General features: G+C 44.6%; 19 protein-coding genes. 4 read left to right on the forward strand and 15 right to left on the reverse strand.

The features are described 5' to 3' along the window. Window positions 1-6: 6 nt before the first annotated feature. Together purN and ACMXYT_RS10035 are read left to right on the forward strand one after the other, a co-directional pair. Window positions 7-654, forward strand: a complete 648-nt coding sequence (gene purN, locus ACMXYT_RS10030) for a phosphoribosylglycinamide formyltransferase (protein WP_415898552.1) — start codon at window positions 7-9, stop codon at window positions 652-654. A 14-nt stretch (window positions 655-668) separates the two neighbouring features. Further along, window positions 669-1,382 (forward strand): DUF3108 domain-containing protein, encoded by a 714-nt coding sequence (locus tag ACMXYT_RS10035; protein ID WP_415911390.1) that lies wholly within the window; start codon window positions 669-671, stop codon window positions 1,380-1,382. Window positions 1,383-1,426: 44 nt separating this feature from the next. On the opposite strand, the gene ACMXYT_RS10040 is transcribed toward ACMXYT_RS10035, so the two are convergent. From ACMXYT_RS10040 to sdhC, 12 genes are all read right to left on the reverse strand, one after another. Beyond that, window positions 1,427-2,644, reverse strand: coding sequence for an EAL domain-containing protein (locus ACMXYT_RS10040; RefSeq protein WP_415911391.1), 1,218 nt, complete (start codon window positions 2,642-2,644; stop codon window positions 1,427-1,429). A 361-nt stretch (window positions 2,645-3,005) separates the two neighbouring features. After that, window positions 3,006-5,003: an EAL domain-containing protein gene (locus tag ACMXYT_RS10045; protein ID WP_415911392.1), complete on the reverse strand. Its 1,998-nt coding sequence runs from the start codon at window positions 5,001-5,003 to the stop codon at window positions 3,006-3,008. Between the two features lie 160 nt (window positions 5,004-5,163). Further along, on the reverse strand, window positions 5,164-5,802 hold the full coding sequence (locus ACMXYT_RS10050) for a hypothetical protein (protein ID WP_415911393.1): 639 nt from the start codon (window positions 5,800-5,802) through the stop codon (window positions 5,164-5,166). Window positions 5,803-5,936: 134 nt separating this feature from the next. Beyond that, window positions 5,937-6,809 carry a succinate--CoA ligase subunit alpha gene (gene sucD / locus ACMXYT_RS10055; RefSeq protein ID WP_415884193.1) on the reverse strand — a complete coding sequence of 291 codons (873 nt, stop codon included), beginning with the start codon at window positions 6,807-6,809 and terminating at the stop codon, window positions 5,937-5,939. Then, window positions 6,809-7,975 (reverse strand): ADP-forming succinate--CoA ligase subunit beta, encoded by a 1,167-nt coding sequence (sucC, locus tag ACMXYT_RS10060; protein ID WP_415884192.1) that lies wholly within the window; start codon window positions 7,973-7,975, stop codon window positions 6,809-6,811. The genes sucD and sucC overlap by 1 nt, the downstream gene beginning before the upstream one ends. Before the next feature lie 147 nt (window positions 7,976-8,122). Beyond that, window positions 8,123-9,559, reverse strand: coding sequence for a dihydrolipoyl dehydrogenase (lpdA, locus tag ACMXYT_RS10065; RefSeq protein WP_415898557.1), 1,437 nt, complete (start codon window positions 9,557-9,559; stop codon window positions 8,123-8,125). Window positions 9,560-9,599: 40 nt separating this feature from the next. Further along, a complete protein-coding gene (odhB, locus tag ACMXYT_RS10070) occupies window positions 9,600-10,805 on the reverse strand; it encodes a 2-oxoglutarate dehydrogenase complex dihydrolipoyllysine-residue succinyltransferase (RefSeq protein WP_415898558.1) in 1,206 nt (401 codons plus the stop codon). 58 nt (window positions 10,806-10,863) lie between these two features. Beyond that, a complete protein-coding gene (locus tag ACMXYT_RS10075; RefSeq protein WP_415898559.1) occupies window positions 10,864-13,698 on the reverse strand; it encodes a 2-oxoglutarate dehydrogenase E1 component in 2,835 nt (944 codons plus the stop codon). Window positions 13,699-13,946: 248 nt separating this feature from the next. Further along, a complete protein-coding gene (locus ACMXYT_RS10080; protein WP_415884187.1) occupies window positions 13,947-14,651 on the reverse strand; it encodes a succinate dehydrogenase iron-sulfur subunit in 705 nt (234 codons plus the stop codon). 12 nt (window positions 14,652-14,663) lie between these two features. Then, window positions 14,664-16,436, reverse strand: coding sequence for a succinate dehydrogenase flavoprotein subunit (gene sdhA, locus ACMXYT_RS10085; RefSeq protein ID WP_415898560.1), 1,773 nt, complete (start codon window positions 16,434-16,436; stop codon window positions 14,664-14,666). 3 nt (window positions 16,437-16,439) lie between these two features. After that, window positions 16,440-16,787, reverse strand: coding sequence for a succinate dehydrogenase, hydrophobic membrane anchor protein (gene sdhD / locus ACMXYT_RS10090; protein WP_415887749.1), 348 nt, complete (start codon window positions 16,785-16,787; stop codon window positions 16,440-16,442). Continuing rightward, window positions 16,781-17,158: a succinate dehydrogenase, cytochrome b556 subunit gene (sdhC, locus tag ACMXYT_RS10095; protein ID WP_415884183.1), complete on the reverse strand. Its 378-nt coding sequence runs from the start codon at window positions 17,156-17,158 to the stop codon at window positions 16,781-16,783. The genes sdhD and sdhC overlap by 7 nt, the downstream gene beginning before the upstream one ends. Before the next feature lie 437 nt (window positions 17,159-17,595). Between sdhC and gltA the strand changes: the two genes are divergently transcribed. Beyond that, the gene (gene gltA, locus ACMXYT_RS10100; protein ID WP_415898562.1) at window positions 17,596-18,876 is read left to right on the forward strand and encodes a citrate synthase; all 1,281 of its coding nucleotides are present in this window, start codon (window positions 17,596-17,598) and stop codon (window positions 18,874-18,876) included. 60 nt (window positions 18,877-18,936) lie between these two features. On the opposite strand, the gene ACMXYT_RS10105 is transcribed toward gltA, so the two are convergent. Beyond that, entirely contained in the window at window positions 18,937-19,794 is an 858-nt protein-coding gene (locus ACMXYT_RS10105; protein WP_415898563.1) for a LysR substrate-binding domain-containing protein, read from the reverse strand. Between the two features lie 107 nt (window positions 19,795-19,901). Between ACMXYT_RS10105 and ACMXYT_RS10110 the strand changes: the two genes are divergently transcribed. Next, window positions 19,902-20,396 carry a tautomerase family protein gene (locus tag ACMXYT_RS10110; protein WP_415898564.1) on the forward strand — a complete coding sequence of 165 codons (495 nt, stop codon included), beginning with the start codon at window positions 19,902-19,904 and terminating at the stop codon, window positions 20,394-20,396. A 59-nt stretch (window positions 20,397-20,455) separates the two neighbouring features. Here the strand turns inward: ACMXYT_RS10110 and ACMXYT_RS10115 are convergent, their stop codons facing one another. Next, the gene (locus ACMXYT_RS10115) at window positions 20,456-21,664 is read right to left on the reverse strand and encodes an ammonium transporter (protein ID WP_415898565.1); all 1,209 of its coding nucleotides are present in this window, start codon (window positions 21,662-21,664) and stop codon (window positions 20,456-20,458) included. Between the two features lie 252 nt (window positions 21,665-21,916). Then, on the reverse strand, window positions 21,917-24,058 hold the full coding sequence (gene rlmKL / locus ACMXYT_RS10120; RefSeq protein ID WP_415898566.1) for a bifunctional 23S rRNA (guanine(2069)-N(7))-methyltransferase RlmK/23S rRNA (guanine(2445)-N(2))-methyltransferase RlmL: 2,142 nt from the start codon (window positions 24,056-24,058) through the stop codon (window positions 21,917-21,919). Window positions 24,059-24,350 lie beyond the last annotated feature (292 nt).

The following is a 24,350-nucleotide window of genomic DNA, read 5'->3' on the forward strand; positions in this document are numbered from 1 at the left end:
CGCCCAATGACTAAACGAATCGTTGTCCTGATCTCAGGAAGTGGTTCCAACCTCCAAGCTATAATGGATTCAATCGATGCTGGCCAAATTGATGGCCGCATCGAAGCCGTCCTCAGTAACAAAGCTGAGGCTTATGGCTTGGAGCGTGCCCGCAACTCCAATATCCCCACACTGGTTTTAAAACATACCGACTTTGATAGCCGGGAAAGTTTTGACCAAGCGATGATCAAACAGATTGATACATATCAGCCTGACCTGATTGTTCTTGCAGGGTTTATGCGTATCCTTACAGCCGAATTTGTTCGGCACTACAACGGCAGAATGTTTAACATTCACCCGTCACTACTCCCTAAATACAAAGGCCTTCACACCCATCAGCGTGCAATTGATGCTGGTGATAAAGAACACGGCTGCACCGTGCACTTTGTATCTGAAGAGTTAGATGGTGGCCCGCTAGCCATTCAGGGCAAAGTAAGCATAGATCCGGAAGATACAAGTGAGAGCTTGCAACAGAAAGTCCATAAAGTGGAACATATCATCTACCCTCAAGCGGTAGGTCTGTTTTGTTCTGATAGACTGATCTGGTCTGACGCTGGCGTTACCTTAGACGGTAAAGCCGCACCTACTCAGGGCTTTCAGCACGATCAAATTTAATGAGGAAACTCGGTATGCTCAGAGAAAATAAGACGTTAATTAATTCCCTTTTCGCGTCCGCACTTCTCTGGGCTACTCCTCTAGTTGCAGACACCGCAACGCCTTTTACTCCTTTTACCGCAAGCTACGAAATTGATTGGGATGGCAGCATCTCCCTCAGCGGTAGCACGACACGTAAACTGCAAAAGTCCGAATCTGGCGAATGGCTGTTTGAATCAAAAGCTTCCGCAATGTTTGCTAGCATCTATGAATCCAGTAAATTCACGCTAGAGAATGCAAAGCTAAAGCCACTCAACTATTCGTTCAAACGTAGCGTGCTTGGCAAAAAGCGTAAGGCTGAGGTTCATTTTGATTGGCAAAACCAATTGGTAACAAACAAGGTTGAAAACAAGCCTTGGAAAATGCCAATTACAGAAGGTGTACAAGATAAAATCAGCTATCAATTACTGTTACAACAAGCAGTCGCTAAAGGCGATAAAGAGTTTCAATACTCTGTAGCGGACGGTGGAAAGCTAAAAGAATATAACTTCATCGTCGATGGCAAAGAGAGCATCAAAGCTCCTATCGGTGAGTACGAAGCAATTCGTGTAAAACGCGTACGTAAAGAAGACAGCACACGACAGACTTTCATCTGGTTTGCGCCTGAACTAAATCATCAGATTATCAAACTACACCAGATTGAAAAGAAAGATAAAGCCTATACCCTTCTTTTGAAAGAGCTTAAATAATAAGAGCTAAACCTCTCGGCTTAGCTCTTATAGCAAAACACCAATTATCCTATCTCAGGAATCCAGCTTGCCGGCATTCCGCTAAAGCCGTTAAACAGATCACTCTCCTGCCCCTCATCTAGCAAATCAGCAAGTAAAATACGAGTATCATCGATAAACAAAACAGCCGTTTGCGCTCGCTGGCCTGTATGAATATCTTGGTATGGCTCAGAGAAGACCAAACGATTTTTCGTATCTGCAGCACCGAGTAGTTCAAAGAAATATGGCCTCCAGCTCCAGTTAAACCCTCTATGCTTCTCGTTTAGAATCCAACCTTTATCACTATTCTCGTAGTTTGGAGAGATTTGATTACCTAAACGATCACAGATATAAAAACGCATTAAGTGCTCAGTAGCAACGAAATGCTGTAGGTCTTCATCACTAGTTGCAGCTTTTAAAACCTCTCTCAAAGCAAGTAGTTCAGCCTTAACCTTTTCTGCACGCCAATGACTGCGGGATGTAGCATTAATCGCCATATCACGATAGTGACTGAGCATGTCTTTAACTTGCTTTGTAGTCGATTCAGGAGGCAACATCTCTGGCCTCGCTGCTGAGAAAAGAAAGCCCTGTACATAAACAGCATTACAACTTAACGCTAAATAGTACTCTTCATCGGTTTCTACACCTTCACACAGTACTTTACTGCCAAGTTTAGATGCAAGCTCCCCTAACATCTGAACCATAGAGGAACGACGACTGTCATTCTTTCCTTTTTTAAGCAGTGTCATATCTAACTTAATGATATCCGGCTTAAGCAAAGCAATGCGGTCTAACTGCGAAAAACCGGTACCGAAATCATCGATAGCAATACAGAAACCCTCTTGACGGTATCGTTCTACAAGCTTCTGGATTACTTCCAACTCACCATCTAGCTCGGTTATTTCGATAACAACTTTCGAGGGATCAACAGCCAACTGCTTAATCATCTCCAAAGTGGGGATATTGTCTAAAGATTCTAAATATTGCAGCCACTCAGGAGAAATATTAATACTGATATAAGTATCTTCAGGCAATGCCTGAATCTGCTGAAGGGCTTGTAATCTTACATCTCGGTCTAGCTCAATACGTTCTTTAACAGAGAGATTCTTATCCGAAAAAATTGCACCTGCAGAAACTATATTACCGCTTTCATCTTTCATCCTTGCCAGCGCTTCGTATCCCGCAATACGACCAGTTGCGGTTTCAACAATTGGTTGGAAGTATGGAAAAAGCTTAAAACTCATAATGAACTACTCTGATAAATTTTGTGGCACTTATAGGTACGGATACACATAAATAATACCTATCACCAAATACATGCTTCACAATCATCACTGGAATAAAAATAAGCAATAAAACCAGCTAGACCGAAAGCCTTATACTACAGCCAAGAGTATTTTTTTCATCTCAAATTCTATCGATCGCACCAAACAAGTGCCAAATCAAATTAAAGGCGCACAAAAATAGTGCCCAGTGCACTATAAATAGAATAATGATGAAAAAATAATGCTTCAAACCCTTGTCTTTGCAGCATTTAAAACGACAAACACTAAAGACCTGTCACCCCTCTCTTAGAAAAGCAATAAACAGACCAGAACAACAAACTTAGAGAGAGTCTATAGGAGTAGGCTCACCTAACAGAAAGCCCTGTAGAAAGTCGACACCTATATCACGAGCACATCGCTCAACTTCACGATTATGAACAAACTCCGCAACCGTCTTCACATTCAGACGTCTAGCAAAGTCGACAACCGTTGCAGCCACAATACGCGCATTATCATCTTTATCAATGTAACGAATTAGAGAGCCATCGATCTTTATATAATCAATATCAAGCTTAAGTAGGTATTCGAAGTTGGAATAACCTGTACCAAAGTCATCTATAGCTAATCTGCACCCCATCGCCTTCACTTGATCAAAGAATTGTATAATGAGCTCAGAATCCTCTATTCCTTCACTTTCAACCAATTCAAAAACGAGACGATCACCCACCCCATAACGCTTGATCGTTCGGATGATGTAGTTAGATGTATTCGGATTTAATATATCGGAGGCCGTTATATTGATGGAAAAGCAATCAGCTCGTTCAGCAAAGAATGCACAAGCTTTAGAGAATACAATTCGGGTTAAATCCCCATATAACCGACCATGTTTTGCTGCCTGCAGGAACAGATAAGGAGAGATATAGTCCTCACCCTCTCTTAATCTCATTAAGCATTCATAGCGATTAATTTCAGATGAATTAACATTTAAGATAGGCTGCGCAAAAACCTCGATTCTTTCTTCATGAATAGCTTCACGAATTCTTTTAAGCCAAGTGATATTGTTATCAATCTGACGTTTTAACGGTGAATAGATATCATAGATTTGCACTGATAAGTGCTGCTCTTTGGCACTGTGAAGCGCAATATCCGCATGTAAGAGCAAATCTTTGGCACAACCACTAGATGCACCAATCGTTACCGCCAAGGCAAATTCAATTCCGATGATAGTGATTACTTTTTCAGATACACGCGCAACGATAAAGTCGCACAAAGCATCAAAACCAATGTCACGTACATGCTCTTTACAGAAAATAGCAAATTCATCGCCCGAAAGACGATATAGGATTAGGCCGTACTGCTTAGCAACTTCTGAAAGCAATAAGGCCATATCGCGTAAAAGCTGGTCACCCACCGCAAAGCCATAATATTCATTCACCAACTTAAAATCGTTAATGTTTATAATAGCTAAAGAACCCGATTCTACGGAGGCAAGATCCTCCAAAAGGCTCTGCCTATTTGGCAACCCCGTTAACTGATCCGTAATCTGCCGTCTGATCCGCTTCTCTTTCTCAATTAGCGATGTCACATCAAATCGAACGGATATGAATTCGATGATATTGCCATCGGAATCCATAATGGGTGAGATAGCCGAATTTACATAATAGTCCTGACCATTCTTTGCCATATTTCTGAGAGTACCTTTCCAGGTTTTACCAGAAAGAATTGTCTCCCACAGATCTTTAAAGATCTCAGGACGTGTCTGCGGATGCCTCACGATCGCATGAGTGGAACCCACTAACTCATCCGAGCTATAACCAGAAACTTTGCAAAAGTGATCATTAACGTAAGTAATAACGCCATTTGGATCTGTCTTAGAAACAATGGCACTGCAATCAACAACACCCTTGTATTCTTCTAGCAGTTGTTGCTTTGCATTAAGCGCATCCTGTAAGCCAGCTTCATGCGCTTTCTGTGCTGTTATATCAGTGATGTAACCCTCTATAGCAGCAAGATTGCCATGCTCAGTGACACCATGCCCTTGCTCCCAAACCCAAAGGGTATCACCACATTTCTGCGTGATTTTATATTCGACACTGTAAGGAGCACCTTCTATGATAGCTTGATCAACTATATCGCGATAATGGGCATGACATTCTGAATCAATAATTTGTTTAAAACTAATCTCACCACCCAACCACTCAGCAGCGGAATAGCCTGTAAGCTCTTTACAACCCGAAGTAATGAACAACAAAGAGCGATCGCCCTTAATAGAACGTCGATAGAAGGTACCGGGCATTCGCTCGGCTAAGGCATACATTTCAATCTTATTACTACTCAAAGATTATCGCCCTCAACCCATTAACCACTTAAAAACAATGGTTATTATTAAAACGCATAATACTATATAGAGTAAATAAAATTGTAGCAGCTAAATAGGAATACTCAGCTTCCAGCAGAAAGGGACTATAGGGAGTTTACAAGATTGCTTAGCGATAAATTTAACGATCAAAGCGCGTATAGGAATCTAATTCTCGTTCAACAGGCACTTGCCATTTTTCAAGCAGTTTCCGTGCTTTATCGAATTTTTCTTCAGCATCGGATCTTAAATGCCCAAGTGACCCAGTCATAGATGCTCGTACACGAAGCATCTGGTATTTGAACAACGGCGTTAACTTTCGCTCAATATATGTCCCACAGATCTTCTCTTGCTGCATAACCACAGAAGGATCAGACGTTTCAAACAGATTAGATTCTAGTTTTAATAAAGCCTGTACATCCTGACAAAGCTCCAACTGTTCTTGCGTAGACATAGCAGCAAGCACATAGGAGCCAGAGATAGGAGTAAAAGAAGCAATGGAAGTTGCTACTTTTCTTTCTGATCTTTTAACTGCTTGATCAATGATCATCTTACGATGAATCACAAACTGGCGCTGCATATCTTCTGATTTTTTAATCAGGACTTTATTTTCTTTTTTTAGATCAAAATTCTCTTGGCTGAATGTTCGCATATCCTTAATCGATCCCAAGGCTTTATATTCAGATAACTCTGAATACATCTTATAACCAAAGAAACCGGCACCACCGACAACTGCTAAACCAACAACTGAAGCAACACCTATCACGATAAGGTTTTTCATAAACATTCTTCGCTAAAAATAATGTTAATCAACAATCACATTAAACAGCTGATGTTTCAACTGCTATTTATTCTGGACGGGACACAGGCAATAAAAAAGGCAGCCTAAGCTGCCTTTTCTAGAGATGTTCTAGCTTACCAGCCAGTAACTTCTTTTAGTGCATCGCCGATCTGAGCAAGTGAACGTACAGTCTTAACGCCTGCATCTTCAAGTGCTGCGAATTTCTCATCAGCAGTACCTTTACCACCAGAGATGATCGCACCAGCGTGACCCATACGCTTACCAGCAGGTGCAGTAACACCAGCAATGTAAGAAACAACAGGCTTAGTAACGTTTGCTTTGATGTAAGCAGCCGCTTCTTCTTCAGCAGTACCACCGATCTCACCGATCATTACAATCGCTTCAGTCTGTGGATCGTTCTGGAACATTTCTAGAATATCGATGAAGTTAGAACCAGGGATTGGGTCACCACCGATACCTACACAAGTAGACTGACCGAAACCAGCATCTGTAGTCTGCTTAACAGCTTCATAAGTCAGAGTACCAGAACGGGAAACAATACCTACTTTACCTGGTAGGTGAATGTGACCTGGCATAATACCAATCTTACATTCGCCTGGAGTGATAACACCTGGGCAGTTAGGGCCGATTAGGCGTACACCTAGCTCGTCACACTTAACTTTACACTCAAGCATATCCATAACTGGGATGTGCTCAGTGATACAAACGATTAGCTTAACGCCACCGTTTGCAGCTTCTAGGATAGAATCTTTACAGAATGGAGCTGGAACGTAGATAACAGATGCATCTGCGCCAGTCGCTTCTACAGCTTCAGCAACAGTGTTGAATACAGGTAGACCTAGGTGAGTTGTACCACCTTTACCTGGAGTTACACCGCCAACCATCTGCGTACCGTACGCGATAGCTTGTTCAGAGTGGAAGGTACCTTGACCACCAGTGAAACCTTGGCAGATTACTTTGGTGTCTTTATTAATCAAAACGGACATTATTTACCCTCCGCTGCGTTTACTGCTTGCTGAGCTGCATCAGTCAAGCTAGTAGCTGCGATGATGTCTAGACCAGATTCAGCAAGAAGCTTAGAACCTAGATCAGCATTGTTACCTTCCAGACGTACTACAACTGGTACGTTTACACCTACTTCTTTAACCGCGCCGATGATACCTTCGGCAATCAGGTCACAACGTACGATACCGCCGAAGATGTTAACCAATACAGTCTTAACTTTCTCGTCAGCTAGGATAAGCTTGAACGCCTCAGTAACACGTTCTTTAGTCGCGCCGCCACCAACGTCAAGGAAGTTAGCTGGGAAACCACCGTGTAGAGCAACGATGTCCATAGTACCCATTGCAAGACCAGCACCGTTAACCATGCAACCGATAGTACCGTCTAGAGCAACGTAGTTTAGATCCCACTCAGCAGCGTGTGCTTCACGCTCATCTTCCTGAGATGGATCGTGCATAGCTTGAAGATCTTTATGACGGTAAACAGCGTTGCCATCGATCGCTACTTTAGCGTCTAGGCAGTGCAAGTTACCTTCATCAGTAATAACTAGAGGGTTAATCTCTAGAAGAGCCAGATCTTTCTCTTGGAACATCTGAGCCAGACCCAAGAAGATTTTAACGAACTGCTTAATCTGATCGCCTTCTAGGCCCAGTTTGAATGCAAGATCGCGACCCTGGTAAGGCTGAGCACCCGTTAGCGGATCTACTTCAGCTTTAAGAATCTTTTCTGGAGTTTCTTCTGCAACTGTCTCGATTTCAACACCACCTTCAGTAGATGCCATGAAAACGATACGGCGAGTAGAACGGTCTACAACAGCACCAAGATATAGCTCGTTTGCAATATCTGTGCAGTCTTCAACCAAAATTTTAGAAACAGGCTGACCATTTTCGTCAGTCTGGAATGTAACTAGGTTTTTGCCCAGCCAGTTAGCTGCGAACTCTTGCGCTTCTGCAGGAGAGTCAACCAACTTAACACCGCCAGCCTTACCACGGCCGCCAGCGTGCACCTGAGTTTTAACAACCCACTTATCACCACCAATTTTTTCAGCAGCTTCAGCCGCTGCTTCTGGAGTATCTACTGCGTATCCTTTGGATACCGGCAGACCATATTCGGCAAACAGCTGTTTACCCTGGTACTCATGAAGATTCATGCTCTAACCCGTTGTGTTATCACTATATGATTTTTCTGTATCAGGGATCTAAATCCGCCCCTGTAACAGCCCTGTTGGTTCTAGCAACAAGTTTTATATACGGCTTACTCCTTGTAAGAGTAAGCCGGATCTCTCTGTGCTAATTACTTAGCGTTTTTTGCGATTCGCCATGTGAATCGCGTGACCATCCGCTGCTAACGCAGCTTCATGAATCGCTTCACTCACTGTTGGGTGAGCAAATACTGTCATCTGCAGATCTTCTGCAGTTGAACAGAATTCCATTGCAATTGCAGCTTGACCAATTAGCTCACCACCTAAACCGTGAACAATGTGTACACCAAGTACACGATCAGTCTCTTCGCAGGCAATTAGCTTAACGAAACCATCAGTATCGTTGTTAGCCATTGCACGGCCGTTTGCAGCAAATGGGAACTTACCTACTTTGTACTTAACGCCATCAGCTTTAAGCTCTTGCTCAGTTTTACCAACCCAAGCTAGCTCTGGGTGCGTGTAGATAATGCTAGGAATGACATCATAGTTCATCTGTGCATGATGACCTGCGATGATATCAGCAACCATGATGCCCTCTTCAGACGCCTTATGCGCAAGCATTGGGCCACGAACAGAGTCACCAATCGCATAAACACCAGGTACACCAGTCTGACATTTTTCATCAACGAAGATGAAACCGCGCTCATCTAGCGAAACACCAGAATCATCTGCAAGAAGACCTTGAGTCTGAGGCTTACGACCTACTGCAACAATCAACTTGTCAACAACGATCTCTTTATCGCCTTCAGCATCAGTGAAGCTTACTTTCACTTCTTTGCCGTCGATGATCTCAGTACCTGTACAACGTGCACCAAGCTTCACATCAAGGCCTTGCTTCTTAAGAAGCTTAGCAGCCTCTTTAGCAAGATCTTTATCTGCAGCAGCTAGGAAATCATCCATAGCTTCAAGCACAGTTACTTCAGTACCCAGACGCGCCCAGATGGAACCCATTTCTAGGCCAATAACACCAGCACCAATTACACCCAAACGCTTAGGCGTTTCGTCGATGTTAAGTGCGCCAGCATTATCAAGGATCAAACCTTCAGTTAACGGCGCAGGTGGAATCTCTACTGGTACAGAACCAGATGCAAGAATAACGTTCTCAGCATCGTAAGTAGTGGAAGTACCATCAGCTGCGATAACTTCAACTTTCTTACCGCCGTGAAGCTTACCCATACCTTGTAGCAAAGTTACGCCGTTTGCTTTAAACAGACCCGTGATACCACCAGTCAAGTTACCAACAATCTTGTCTTTACGCGCAACCATCGCTTTAACATCCATGGACACTTCGCCAGTTTGGATGCCATGTACATTTGCATGTTGAGCATTGTGGAATTGATGCGTTGATTCAAGTAGCGCCTTTGATGGAATACAACCTACATTCAAGCACGTTCCACCTAGCACAGCAGTACCTTTGTCATCAACCCACTTTTCAACACAGGCAGTTTTTAGACCAAGCTGAGCTGCACGAATCGCAGCAACATAACCACCAGGGCCTGCACCTACAACAATAACGTCAAATTTATCAGACATGTTTTATCCTATCTTCACTCTGTTCTTATGAGGACTAACCTTAAACCTCTAGCAGCATACGTGCAGGATCTTCTAGAAGGTCTTTAATTGTCACTAGGAATTGTACAGCTTCCTTACCATCAATCATACGGTGATCGTATGACAGAGCGAGGTACATCATTGGCAGGATCTCAACCTGGCCATTAACAGCCATTGGACGTTCCTGAATTTTATGCATACCTAGAATAGCAGTTTGTGGTGGGTTCAAGATCGGAGTAGACATCAATGAACCGAATACACCACCGTTAGTGATTGTGAATGTACCGCCTTGCATGTCGTCCATACCAAGCTTACCTTCACGACCACGCTTACCAAAGTCAGCAATAGTAGATTCAACATCTGCTAGGCTCATTACATCAGTGTCTCGTAGCACTGGTACCATCAAACCACGATCAGTAGAAACAGCTACACCGATATCCTGGTAGCCATGGTAAACCATGTCATTACCGTCGATAGATGCGTTAACTGCTGGGAACTTCTTCAGAGCTTCAGTTGCAGCTTTAACGAAGAAAGACATGAAACCAAGACGAGTACCGTTGTGAGTCTTCTCAAACAGATCTTTGTACTGTTTACGAAGCTCCATAACCGGTTTCATGTTTACTTCATTATAAGTCGTAAGCATTGCAGCATTTTGCTGTGCTTCAACTAGGCGTTTAGCAATTGTTGCACGTAGACGAGTCATCGGAACTCGCTTCTCTACACGCTCACCTGCTGGAACGTTAACTGGTGCAGCAGCTTGAGCTGGAGCAGCAGCCGCTGGAGCTGGTGCAGCAGCCGGTGCTTGTGCGCCGTTTTTGATGAAGTTCTGAACGTCTTCTTTAGTGATACCGCCATTTTTGCCAGTACCTGTAATTTGAGATGCATCCAAGCCGTTTTCTTCGATCAGCTTACGTGCAGCAGGGCCTACTTTTTCAGCATCGACTGCAGGTGCCGCAGCTTCTTCGGCAGCTGGCGCAGCAGAACCTGCAGCACCCGCTTCAAACTTAGCGATCACTTCGTCACTCAGAACTGTGTCGCCTTCGCCTTTCAGTACTTCAGCAATAACACCGTCTTCTGGTGCTACAACTTCTAGTACTACTTTATCAGTTTCGATATCAACAATAAGCTCGTCTGCTGAGCATGCTTCACCTGGCTGTTTGTGCCAAGTTGCGATTGTGCCGTCTGCTACAGATTCTGGGAACGTCGGCGCTTTGATTTCGATGGACATGTTTTTTCCTTTATCGTTATCACCGTCAGGCGATTAGTAATTGTGGTTAATCGCCTGATCAACCGTTAAGTGCATCATTAACTAGTTTTTCCTGCTGCTCAGCGTGTACAGAAATGTACCCTACCGCTGGAGCTGCAGATGCTGGACGGGCTACCCCTTCCAAATGTAACTTGCTGTCATGTTTGTGTAGAACGTGACGCATATGGTGCTGCATTGAGTACCATGCGCCTTGGTTCATTGGTTCTTCTTGACACCAAACTACAGATTCCAAGTTTGTATACTCAGAGATTGCTTCTGCCAGTTGTGCTTCTGGGAAAGGATATAGCTGCTCAATACGAACAATAGCCACATCATCTTTTTCTAATTCTGCACGGCGGTTATATAGGTCGTAGTAAACCTTACCACCACACAGTACAAGGCGTTTTACCTTCTTAGGCTCCAACTGATCTACTTCGCCAATCACTGGCTGGAAAGAACCCTCTGCAAGCTCTTCAAGTGTAGATGTCGCTTGCTTGTGACGTAGCAAACTCTTAGGAGACATTACAACTAGAGGCTTACGAAGCGGACGTACAACCTGACGACGCAACAAGTGGAAAATCTGTGCTGGCGTAGTAGGCGTAACAACCTGAATGTTGTGCTCTGCACACAATTGTAGGTAACGCTCTAGACGTGCTGAAGAGTGCTCAGGGCCCTGACCTTCAAAGCCGTGAGGCAACAACATCGTCAGACCACATAGACGCTGCCATTTGTGCTCACCAGAGGTGATGAACTGGTCAATTACTACCTGCGCACCGTTGGCGAAATCACCGAACTGAGCTTCCCAAATAACTAGGGCATTTGGCATCGTAGTCGCATAACCGTACTCAAACGCAAGTACCGCTTCTTCCGATAGGAAAGAGTCATGCAATGTAAGACGAGGCTGCTCATCAGATAGGTTATCTAGAGGTAGATAAGTTTCAGCTGTCTTCTGATCATGTAGTACCGCGTGACGGTGAGAGAACGTACCACGTCCCACATCCTGACCCGTGATACGCACTGGATGGCCTTCAGCAAGGATAGTTGCATAGGCAAGAGACTCTGCCATACCCCAGTTCAATTCCATTGCACCGTGAGCCATACGCTTACGGTCATCAATGATTTTTTGAACTTGACGCTGTACAGAGAAACCTTCTGGGGTTTCACAAATCTTGTTACCTAACTCTTGCAGAAGCTTTAGATCAACCTTAGTTTCTGGGCAGTCAAAAGACCACTCATGACCTAGGTAAGGCTTCCAATCTACGAAAAGCTCTGAGTTTGGCTCATGTACAAGAGACTTAACAACATGCTCACCATTCTCTAGCAGCTTACGGTACTCTTTCTCCATCGCCTTGCTTTCTTCAAGTGTAACAACACCTTCAGAAATCAACTGTTGAGCGTAAAGTTCACGCGTAGTTTTCTGCTTTTTGATCTGCGCGTACATCAACGGCTGTGTACCAGATGGTTCATCAGCTTCGTTGTGGCCACGGCGTCGGTAACAGAACAAGTCAATTACAACGTCTTTCTTAAATTCGTTACGGTAATCAACAGCCAGCTGTGTAACAAAACGCACCGCTTCAGGGTCATCTCCGTTTACGTGGAAGATAGGAGCCTGAATCATTTTCGCAACATCGGTAGAGTACTCAGTAGAACGTGAGTCTTCTTGCTTAGACGTTGTAAAACCAACTTGGTTGTTAACTACAATATGGATTGTGCCGCCTGTTTTATATGCACGGGTCTGAGACATCTGAAATGTCTCCATTACAACACCCTGACCACAGAAAGCTTGGTCACCGTGAATATTTACAGGAACAACAGAATCACCAACAGCATCTTCACGACGATCCTGACGCGCACGTACAGAACCCTCTACTACCGGAGCAGCAATCTCAAGGTGAGATGGGTTAAATGCCATTGCAATATGAACTTCACCGCCTTCAGTTTCTACGTTAGATGAGAAACCTTGGTGGTATTTAACGTCACCGGATGTATCTACAACACGCTTCCCTTCAAATTCGTCAAACAAATCAGCTGGGTTTTTACCAAAGATATTAACAAGCGTATTTAGACGGCCACGGTGAGCCATGCCGATAACAACTTCTTTCGCACCCTGCTTACCAGCACGCTGAATTAGCGTGTTTAGGGATACGATCATTGACTCGCCACCTTCCAGACCGAAGCGCTTAGCACCGGCATAACGAGAGCCCAAGTATTTCTCAAGACCTTCAGCAGCTGTTAGGCGCTCAAGAATCATTTTCTTCTTGTTAACTTCAGCTTCTGGATGTGAGCGTACAGGCTCTAAACGGGACTGAATCCAACGTTTTTCTTGTGTATCAACGATGTGCATGTACTCTGCACCGACCGTTGTACAGTACGTCTTCTTCAGATCAGCAACGATATCACGCAGCGGAGCTTCTTCAGGACCGAAGAACAGAGAACCTAGCTGGAATACAGTATCGTAATCAGCTTCAGACAGCTCATGGAAACGTAGATCAAGATCCGGCACATCTTCACGTTGCATCAAACCTAATGGATCGATGTTTGCAACCTGATGACCACGTACACGGTAAGCGTTGATCATACGCAATACACGAACCTGCTTTTTCTCATGCTCGGAACTAACCGAACTTACAGCAGTTGGCGCAGCGCGTTTTTGGTTTTTAGATAGATAGAGAAAATGTTCTCTGATAGCAGAATGCGGCACATCCTGTGTCAGATTTTCGCCAACTTTAGGTAGTCGGTCGAATTCTTCTCGCCATTCCTGAGGAATCGCATTTGGATCCATCAGGTAAGTTTCGTACAGTTCTTCAACGTATGAAAGGTTGCCACCGTAAAGGTGAGCATTCTTCCACATGAGATCCATGATGCTTTCTTGCATTCTTGATCACCCTGGCTCTGGGAGCTTTCTGATTCTATCGGGATCTTCCGACAGACATCGCTCCTCTTTGAGTTACCTTCAATCCCCCGATCAAACAGCTTTAACTGTCTCGGGATTCTTATATTAAAGCTTTTGGAAGCAAGCTTTAATCATTCTTTATGCGAATATGGTAATTTTTTTACAAAAAATTGTTTTTTCTTTTTTAATACAAAAAAAGCGGTGCCAATGGCACCGCTTTTTAAGGTAGATCAGGTTGCTTGCGCTAGCAGCATGTTGCGAATCTTGCCGATCGCCTTAGTAGGATTCAATCCTTTAGGGCAAACGTTTACGCAGTTCATGATGCCGTGGCAACGGAAGACACTGAATGGGTCATCCAAATCTGCCAGACGCTCACGAGTCGCCGTATCACGACTGTCTGCTAAGAAGCGGTACGCTTGAAGCAGGCCAGAAGGACCGATGAACTTATCTGGGTTCCACCAGAAAGACGGGCAAGAAGTTGAGCAGCACGCACAAAGAATACACTCGTACAGACCATCCAACTCAGCACGATCTTCCGGAGACTGCAGACGCTCGATCGCAGGCGGCGGAGTATCGTTAATCAAGAACGGTTTGATCTTCTCGTAAGCTTTGTAGAACTGAGTCATATCTACAACAAGGTCACGAATAACCGGCAGACCTGGTAATGGACGCAGCACAAGCTTGTCATCTTTAACTACAGCAGATAACGGAGTGATACATGCAAGACCATTAAGGCCATTCATGTTCATACCGTCTGAACCACATACACCTTCACGGCAAGAACGACGATACGCCATAGACGGATCTTTGTCCTTAAGAAGCTGAAGCAGATCCAACACCATGATGTCCTTACCACCAGGGATATCAATATGGATATCCTGCATGTAAGGAGCATCGTCAGTTTCAGGATTGTAGCGATATACACTAACCAACATGATAGAAGCTCCTTAGTAAGTACGAACTTTAGGTGGGAAGGCATCTACGGTTTTAGGTGCGAAGTTTACAGCACGCTTACCGATAGTTTTGTCTTCAGGGAAGTAAACTGAGTGGCACAACCAGTTCTCATCATCACGCTCAGTAAAGTCATTACGAGCATGCGCACCACGAGACTCTTTACGAACCTCAGCTGCGATAGCAGTTGCTTCAGCAACTTCGAACAAGTTTTCAAGCTCAAGCGCTTCGATACGCGCAGTGTTGAATGCCTGACTCTTATCTTCAAGATGCAGGTTATTGATCTTCTCACGAATGCCTTTAAGCAATTCAAGACCTGTCTGCATGCTTTCGCCGTCACGGAATACACCGAAGTACAGCTGCATTGTGCTCTGTAGTTCTTTACGAACTTCAGAAACGCTTTCACCGCCAGTAGAGTTGTTTAGACGGTTTAGACGCGCCATTGCAGCTTCAATGTTAGCTTCAGTTGCATCTTTAACTTCGTAACCTTCACGCATCTGCTGTTCGATCTGCATACCAGCAGCACGACCAAATACAACAAGGTCAAGAAGTGAGTTACCACCTAGACGGTTAGCACCGTGTACAGATACACATGCAACCTCACCACAAGCATATAGACCGTCAACGATAGAATCGTTACCGTCTTTATCAGGTGCGATAGCCTGACCACCGATATTCGTTGCAATACCACCCATCTGGTAGTGACAAGTTGGAACAACTGGAATCGGCTTAACAACTGGATCAGTAGCAGCGAACGTCTTAGACAGCTCACAGATACCTGGTAGGCGTGAATGAAGAACCTCTTCACCCAAGTGATCCATCTTCAAGTAAACGTGATCGCCATCTTCACCACAACCACGACCTTCTAGGATCTCAAGGATCATAGAACGTGCCACAACGTCACGACCAGCTAGGTCTTTAGCGTTTGGCGCGTAACGCTCCATGAAGCGCTCGCCGTCTTTGTTGATTAGGTAACCACCTTCACCACGACAACCTTCAGTTACAAGTACACCTGCACCTGCAATACCGGTTGGGTGGAACTGCCACATCTCCATATCCTGCGCCGGAACACCTGCACGCAGAGACATACCCATACCGTCACCGGTATTGATGAGAGCGTTAGTAGTAGAAGAGTAAATACGGCCAGCACCACCTGTTGCAAGAACAGTCGCTTTAGCCTTGATGTATACAGTTTCACCTGTTTCGATGCAGATAGCGATACAGCCAACAACTGCGCCATCGTCATTCTTAACTAGGTCTACTGCGTACCATTCATTAAGGAAGGTAGTACCTGCTTTCATATTGCCCTGATATAGAGCATGAAGCAGTGCGTGACCAGTACGGTCTGCCGCAGCACATGTACGCGCAGCCTGACCACCTTCACCAAAATTCTTAGACTGACCACCGAAAGGACGCTGGTAGATACGGCCTGTTTCAGTACGGGAGAACGGAAGACCCATGTGGTCTAGTTCGAATACCGCCTGAGGACCTACAGAACACATGTATTCGATAGCGTCTTGGTCACCGATATAATCAGAACCTTTAACGGTATCGTACATGTGCCAACGCCAGTCGTCGTTTGGATCAGCACTTGCGATCGCACAAGTGATACCGCCTTGAGCGGATACTGTGTGAGATCGAGTTGGGAATACTTTTGTTACACAAGCAGTGTTTAGACCACTTTGTGCAAGCTGAAGTGCAGCACGCATGCCTGCACCACCGCCACCGACAACAATCGCGTCGAAAGTAAGCGTGCGTAGTTTAGACATCTTTTAAACACCCCACAAAATCTGAATGCCCCACACAACGTAGATAAACGTCAGGAGACCACATGCAGATTGAAACACGAAACGGATACCCGTTGGCTTAATATAGTCAGTAGAAACAGACCACATACCGATCCATACGTGTGCAGCAAAGGATAGTAGCGCTAGCATTGTAAAGATGCGCATCGCTGTTCCTTCGAACAAACCAACCCACATTTCGTAAGTTAGTTCTGCGCCAAATGCTAGATAACCAATCATAAAGATTGTGTATACAGCTAGGATTACCGCGCTTACACGCTGAATCATCCAGTCATACAGGCCACTACGGCCAAAGCTAGTAATACTAGTTACCATATCCATACTCCCGAAATGAGGATTGCTGCAACAGCTAGACCCAAGGTCACTTTCGCTGCCATTTGACCACTTTCAAGTTCTTCACAGTGGCCAAAATCCATTACCAGGTGTTTGATGCCCGCGAAGAAGTGGTATAGCAATGCTGATACACTTCCCCACGCTATAAGCTTCGCGAAGAAGCCATTCTCAAACATATCAACAGCTTCATTGAAGCCCGCTTCTGATTCCAGAGACAAACCCAAAGCATACATAGCAAACACAGCACCAAAAAATAGCGCCACGCCTGTCACACGATGCAGGATGGATGTAATCGCCGGTAGCGGCATTTTGATAGTTTGAAGATCTAAATTTACAGGTCTTTTCTTATTCACGGCTCTTGTTCACACTTTTTACGGCCCCTTTGCAGGGCTCGGTTGCTCGGAAGTGTTGAAGATAAGTACCTCGCTCCTCAAGCATATCCATAATATATGAACTAATATAATAGGACATAAACTAGGGATAAACTTCGGGGCGAGAGTATAAGCATTTCACTTTGACAATACAACGCAAACACTGCGCTGTTCGCCTTTTGTCTAGGACTTTACGGCATATCAAAAGTCGTACAACCAAATGACTATTCAGCCTTAGTACCAATCCTGCAAAAATTCAGTCGTTTTTGCTGCGTTGCGGTAACTAACCCATTTAGTCGGATTGACAAACTTTTTTCAGTCTCTATATTGTGTGGGTCCAATTTATCGGGCCAAGACTCTTAGATCTGACTAATAAGAAAGTCAAAACAGAACTAAAACATAATGATAGGAGCCTTTTAATGGCTGATAAGAAAGCACGTTTAACAGTCGACGGTCTGGATGAAGCTATTGAGCTGCCGGTGTATTCAGGCACTCTAGGTCCAGACGTAATTGATGTGCGCCCACTGACTGGCAAAGGCCTGTTCACGTACGATCCTGGTTTTGTTTCCACAGCTGCGTGTGACTCTAGCATCACTTTTATCGATGGCGGCAAAGGCGTGCTATTGCACGGCGGCTATGCTATCGACGAGCTAGCAGAAAAATCAGACTACATGGAAGTGTGCTACCTACTATTGAACGGCGAACTGCCAGATGCAGAGCAAAAGGCTAAATTCGTAGAAACAGTGAAGAACCACACAATGGTTCATGAGCAACTAAACCACTTCTATAACGGTTTCCGTCGTGACGCTCACCCAATGGCGATCATGTGCGGCGTGGTTGGCGCTCTTTCTTCGTTCTACCATGACTCTCTAGATATCGATAACGAACATCACCGTGAAGTTTGCGCATACCGGCTAATCGCGAAAATGCCAACTATCGCTGCGATGTGCTTCAAGTACTCAAACGGCCAGCCGTTTATGTACCCACGTAACGATCTGAGCTATGCAGGTAACTTCCTGCAGATGATGTTCGGTACACCATGCGAAGAGTATCAAGTTAACCCTGTACTTGAGAAAGCAATGGACCGCATCTTCGTACTACACGCTGACCACGAGCAGAACGCATCCACTTCTACAGTGCGTCTTGCAGGTTCTTCTGGTGCCAACCCATTCGCATGTATCGCTTCTGGTATCGCTGCACTTTGGGGCCCAGCTCACGGCGGTGCTAACGAAGCTGTACTTAACATGCTTGAAGAGATCGGCGATGAGTCACGCATTGATGAATTCGTTGCTAAAGCAAAAGATCCAAACGACCCATTCCGCCTAATGGGCTTCGGTCACCGCGTATATCGCAACTTCGACCCACGCGCACGCGTAATGAAGAAGTCTTGTGACGAAGTACTGGCTGAACTAGGCCTGGAAAACGATCCTCTACTTAAGATCGCGAAACGTCTTGAGACAATCGCTATCGAAGACGAGTATTTTGCTGCTCGAAAACTATACCCGAACGTAGACTTCTACTCCGGCATCATCCTGAAAGCAATTGGCATCCCAACCAACATGTTTACAGTGATCTTTGCATTGTCTCGTACAATCGGCTGGATCTCTCACTGGAACGAGTTCCACAGCAGCCCTAACAAAATTGGTCGTCCACGCCAGCTTTACACTGGCCCAACTCAGCGCTCATACCCTGAGAAATAAGACGAACCAACCACAAAAAAGCCGCTTTATGCGGCTTTTTTATTATCTCTATAATTCAATTTACCGAACCCCAAGCGACGCCAATCTAAACGTTTCCGCCAATTCATTCGCAACATTGATATCTCGCCTATAACGCAACGATGTATAAATCATTGGTAACTCAGGCAAACCAAGACGCTCTCCTATCAACTCAACCCCCGGCAGCACAGCACTCCTCGGCCTTACAGTAACACCCAAACCACACTTAACTGCCGCCATAAGCCCCTGATAGCTTGACGAGGTATAAACCAGACGCCATGGAATTCCTGACTGATCGAGAGATTCAATAGAAACCCGCCTAAACTGGCAAGCTTTGGAATATGACGCCATAGGTAACTCCCTTCCCAACGACCAAGAAAAGCCCTCAGGGCCAATCCACGCCAATGGCTCACCTCCTAAAACCTCCCCCTTCCCTGAGCCACTCAACGATAACGTGACTATAAGATCATAATCGCCCCGCTCGTACCCTAACTCCAATTCATCGCTATAACCGGTTTCCACAAACAACCTCACCGCAGGGTTCTTCCTAGAAAAACCAGCCAAAAGCTCTGGCAATACGGTTTCCGCAACACCCTGAGAGACACCCACCTTTATCTCCCCCAGCTCACCACTACTCGCCAAGCTCGCTATCGCATCGTCCTGCAACGCTAGCATCTTTCTTGCGTAACCGACCAACATCTCCCCTTCATGTGTCAACAACCGTTTACGGCCGTTAGGACGAAAAAGAACAGCACCCAACTCCAGCTCCAATTTTTTAATCTGCTGACTCACCGTGGATTGCGTCTTATGCAGGGATTCTGCTGCCCGAATAAAACCATCCCTTTCAACCACCGCAAGGAAAGTTCTCAATAATTCAGTACTTATATTGGGCTGCGCCATGCCTGCCTCTTTTTGATCGTATTTACTTATCAATATAAACGATATTAATCATTTTTAATAATACTTATGAGAGCGTAAGCTGGATTTAAACAGACAAGGAGAGCGTTATGCCTTACATATCAATACATGTATCCAGCGACTTAACCCAATTACAGATCAAAAACCTAGTCGAAGGTACAACAAATATCATGGCTAATATTCTTCATAAAAACGCAAAATTAACCGCCGTAAGTATTACAAAAATAGATAAAGAGCATTGGTTTATCGGCAATAAATTAGCTACCAATTCGGTATCTGCATACGTGAATGCCAAAATCAGCAAAGGCACTAATACTGAAAAAGAAAAGTCCGATGCACTTAGTGCATTTAACCAACTATTAGATAACGAAATTGGCCCTTTAACACCTACTAGCTATGTAGTCTTAGATGAAGTACCAACAACGGACTGGGGCTATGACGGCTTAAGTCAGCAAGCACGAATGCTAAAAAGAACAGAATCAGGCGTAATAGATATGCAGTACTACACAGAGAAAGGAAAAAAAGAACGTTCTGATTTTATTTTTTCTAAGCTACAAAAATTCAGACAAGCGATATTTAACTAATCACACCAACAAAAAAGCCGGGCAATGCCCGGCTTTTTCAATAGATCTAAAGCAACAGATTAGTTATCGCTAGTAGATTCAATCTTATGGATAGATAGGTCAGCACCGTTATACTCTTCCTCTTGAGTCAAACGCAAGCCAGAAACAGCACGTACGCCACCATAAACAACAACGCCGCCGATCACAGCTACCGCAATACCCGCTAGCGAACCGATTAATTGTGACATAAGGCTAACACCACCTAGACCGCCAAGCGCTTCAGTACCGAAAATACCGCAAGCAATAGCACCCCACACACCACAAACACCATGTAGCGGCCATACACCCAACACATCATCGATCTTCCATTTGTTCTGCTGAATTGTGAACAAGAAGACAAAAATTGCACCGGCAACAGCACCTACAACTAAAGAACCCATAGGGTGCATTACGTCTGAACCAGCACATACAGCAACCAAACCAGCCAAAGGACCGTTATGGATAAAGCCAGGGTCATTTTTACCAAAAATCAGCGCAGTAATAATACCGCCAACCATCGCCATTAGCGTATTAACGGCTACTAGACCAGAGATACCATCCATAGTCTGAGCAGACATTACGTTAAAGCCGAACCAACCAATACATAGAATCCAAGCACCTAACGCTAAGAAAGGAATATTAGATGGTGGGAAAGCAACAAGACGACCACCTTTATATCGACCATTTCGAATACCCAGCATGATCACAGCAACTAGCGCCAACCAGCCACCTACACCGTGCACCACAACAGAACCTGCAAAGTCATGGAATGCAGCACCAAAATTAGCTTCTAACCAATCCTGGAAACCAAAGTTACCATTCCAGATAATGCCTTCGAAGAACGGATATACAAACGCCACGATAAGAGATGAGGCAATCAAGAACGGCCAGAACTTAGCACGCTCAGCAATACCACCCGAAACGATTGCAGGAATAGCAGCCGCAAACGTCATTAAGAAGAAGAACTTAACTAGCTCATAACCGTTATTTGCAGCCAATTCAGCAGCAGGAGAGAAGAAAGTGACGCCGTAAGCAACCCAATAACCTACAAAGAAGTAAGCCATGGCAGAAAAACCAAAATCGGTCAGAATTTTAACTAACGCATTCACTTGGTTTTTGTGGCGAACCGTACCAACTTCAAGAAAAGCAAAGCCGGCATGCATGGCAAAGACCATGATCGCCCCCATCAGAATGAATAGAGTATTAGAACTCTGAATAAGCGTCTCAACTGCGCTGTTGACGTTTTCCACTTGGTGTCTCCCGTTTCTTTTTGTGCACCATATTAGAACCACAACCTAAAACTGCGCTTCATTTTGGTGCACTATTATAGTGCATATTATTCTGTGATATTGCTGCCGCTATGCCAACCAGGCTTAAAAGCCCCGAAACATAGCAGCTTAAACTGCAATTCACCAAAATAGTGCTAGTAACAAATTTTTTATGCCTTAATAGTAAGCACTATATGTGCCAAATTTATTAAAGCGCACAATTTGCGAGCACAATCACTTATGACGAATACGGAAACAACAATGAATTTTTGAATTACGCTTAAAATCCGGATCTAGTGTAGATTGTGTAATCTCCTCGATCTCGAATTCGGACAACGCGTCGTAATCCAACTTAAAGCGACGGTAGTTATTGGAGAAGTACAACACCCCATCTGCACGTAAACAGCGCATAGCGCCTTCTATAAGGTCTACGTGGTCGCGCTGCACATCAAGCACTCCAGCCATCCGCTTGGAGTTAGAAAACGTTGGAGGATCCATAAAAATTAGATCGTATGCTGGCCCTCTTTGCATCCGCAACCACTTCAAGCAGTCCGCTTGAACTTGCTGATGCTCTTTTGTATCTAGGCCATTTAGATCTAAATTTCGCTTAGCCCAGTTAAGATAGGTAGCCGACATATCAACACTGGTTGTAGATTTAGCACCACCTTTAGCAGCATGCACCGAAGCAGTGCCTGTGTAACAGAACAGGTTTAAGAAATCCTTACCAGTTGCTTCTTTCTGAATCTGATTACGAATTGCTCGGTGATCCAAGAATAAACCGGTATCCAGATAGTCGTGCAAGTTAACCAGCAAACGACAGCCGTGCTCGTTGATCTCTTTGAAGCGGTGAGTTTCAGAGTGCTTTTCATACTGGTTAACACCCTGCTGTTTCTTACGCTGCTTTAAGATCACCTTTTCTGGAGATACCTCTAGGGTTACCGGTAAAGCATTCATCACATCTTGTAGACGAGCAAATGTTTTTACCGGATCAATCTTCTTAGGCGCGGCATATTCTTGGACATGCACTTCGTCTTTGTAGATATCTACCGCAACAGAATACTCTGGAATATCCGCATCGTAGAGACGGTAGCTCTCTATATTGTCGCGTTTAACCCACTTAGCTAGCTGTTTACGGTTTTTCTTCAAACGATTAGCAAACATCTGCGCCCCTTCACTCAAAGGAGCTGGCTCACCCTCTTGGCCCTCTTGCTTCTCAGCTCTCTGCTCAGACACAGGATAGATAAACAAACGACTTTCAAGCGCACCGTTAAACAGCTTATATTGCTTATCTGCACGTAGACCTGTGACCTTACAAAGATCTGGGTTAGAGGTAAAAATTGAAGCCGTCCAACCAGCAAATTGCTCTTTTAGCTTATCGCCAAGGTGTCGATACAAGAACATCAACTGCTGAGTTTCACCCAGACGCTCACCATAAGGCGGGTTGGTAATCAGTAAACCTTTACCTTCAGGAAGCGTATTGCGATCCAGATCTTCTAGGCGGCACGTTGTAAATTCAATAAAGTCCGCCACACCTGCCCTTTCTGCATTCTGCCGAGCTGCACGTAAAACCTTACTATCTTGATCACTACCAATTAGGTTCGCTTCTAATGCCAGCAAACCTTTTACTTTACGTGCTTGAGCCTCCGCAACAAGACCTTCCCAAACATCGCGCTTGTGGCCTGTCCAGCGAGAGAATCCGAAACGCTTACGCTGTAAACCCGGCGCAATATCAGCCGCCATCAGCGCAGCCTCAATCAGCAATGTACCTGAACCGCACATTGGATCAAAAACCAAACCGGATTCAGAAGAACGCTCCGGCCAACCACTACGAATCAAAATAGCAGCTGCCAAGTTTTCCTTCATTGGCGCTTCACCGGCTTTTAGACGATATGCACGTCGGTGCAAACTATCACCCGACATATCTAGAGCAACGGTGATTTTGCCTCGGTGCATACGCACATTAATACGAAGATCAGGAGCAACTTTGTCGATACTTGGGCGAGCACCAGTTTTATCTCGAATTTGATCAACAATGGCGTCCTTAACTTTTAACGCACCAAAGTGGGTATTGTTAATACCGCGAGTTTGACCGCTAAAATCAATTAATAGCGTACCTTCACTACGCATGTGTTCAAGCCAGTCTATTTGCTGAACAGCCTTGTAAAGATCATCAGCTGTTTCTGCTTCACCTTCATGAAGCGGAAGTAGAACCCTGTTTGCCAAACGCGACCATAAACAGATACGGTAAGCATCTTCCAGCTCGCCTTGGCATTGAACCCCTGCCACTGTTTGCTTGGTCTCAGTAACACCCAAGCGCTGTAACTCCTCTTCAAGAAGCAACTCTAGGCCCTTAGGGCATGTCAGAAACAGTTTCATACGCATCTTTACTCAGCAAATATTTCACTTAATTAACAACAGACATGAAAAAAATTCACCCTGCTGTTCAAAAACCAACTTTTTGACTAACTTTATGAATGCAATCGTTTTTTTGCACCCACACACTAACTATTTTTATCAAGCATTAATATCATGATAGTCATATTCAATCGCACTATGATCTATTTTCCGATATTTATAGAAGTCTGGCTGCAAAACTTACAACCTGCAGGCAGATTTTAAGCGGGTACCATGTCTCAAGGAACCGCTGCTCTCAAAAACTAAAACACGA

Origin of the sequence: Neptuniibacter sp. QD37_11, from assembly GCF_047778105.1 — a bacterium.
Taxonomy (GTDB): domain Bacteria; phylum Pseudomonadota; class Gammaproteobacteria; order Pseudomonadales; family Balneatricaceae; genus Neptuniibacter.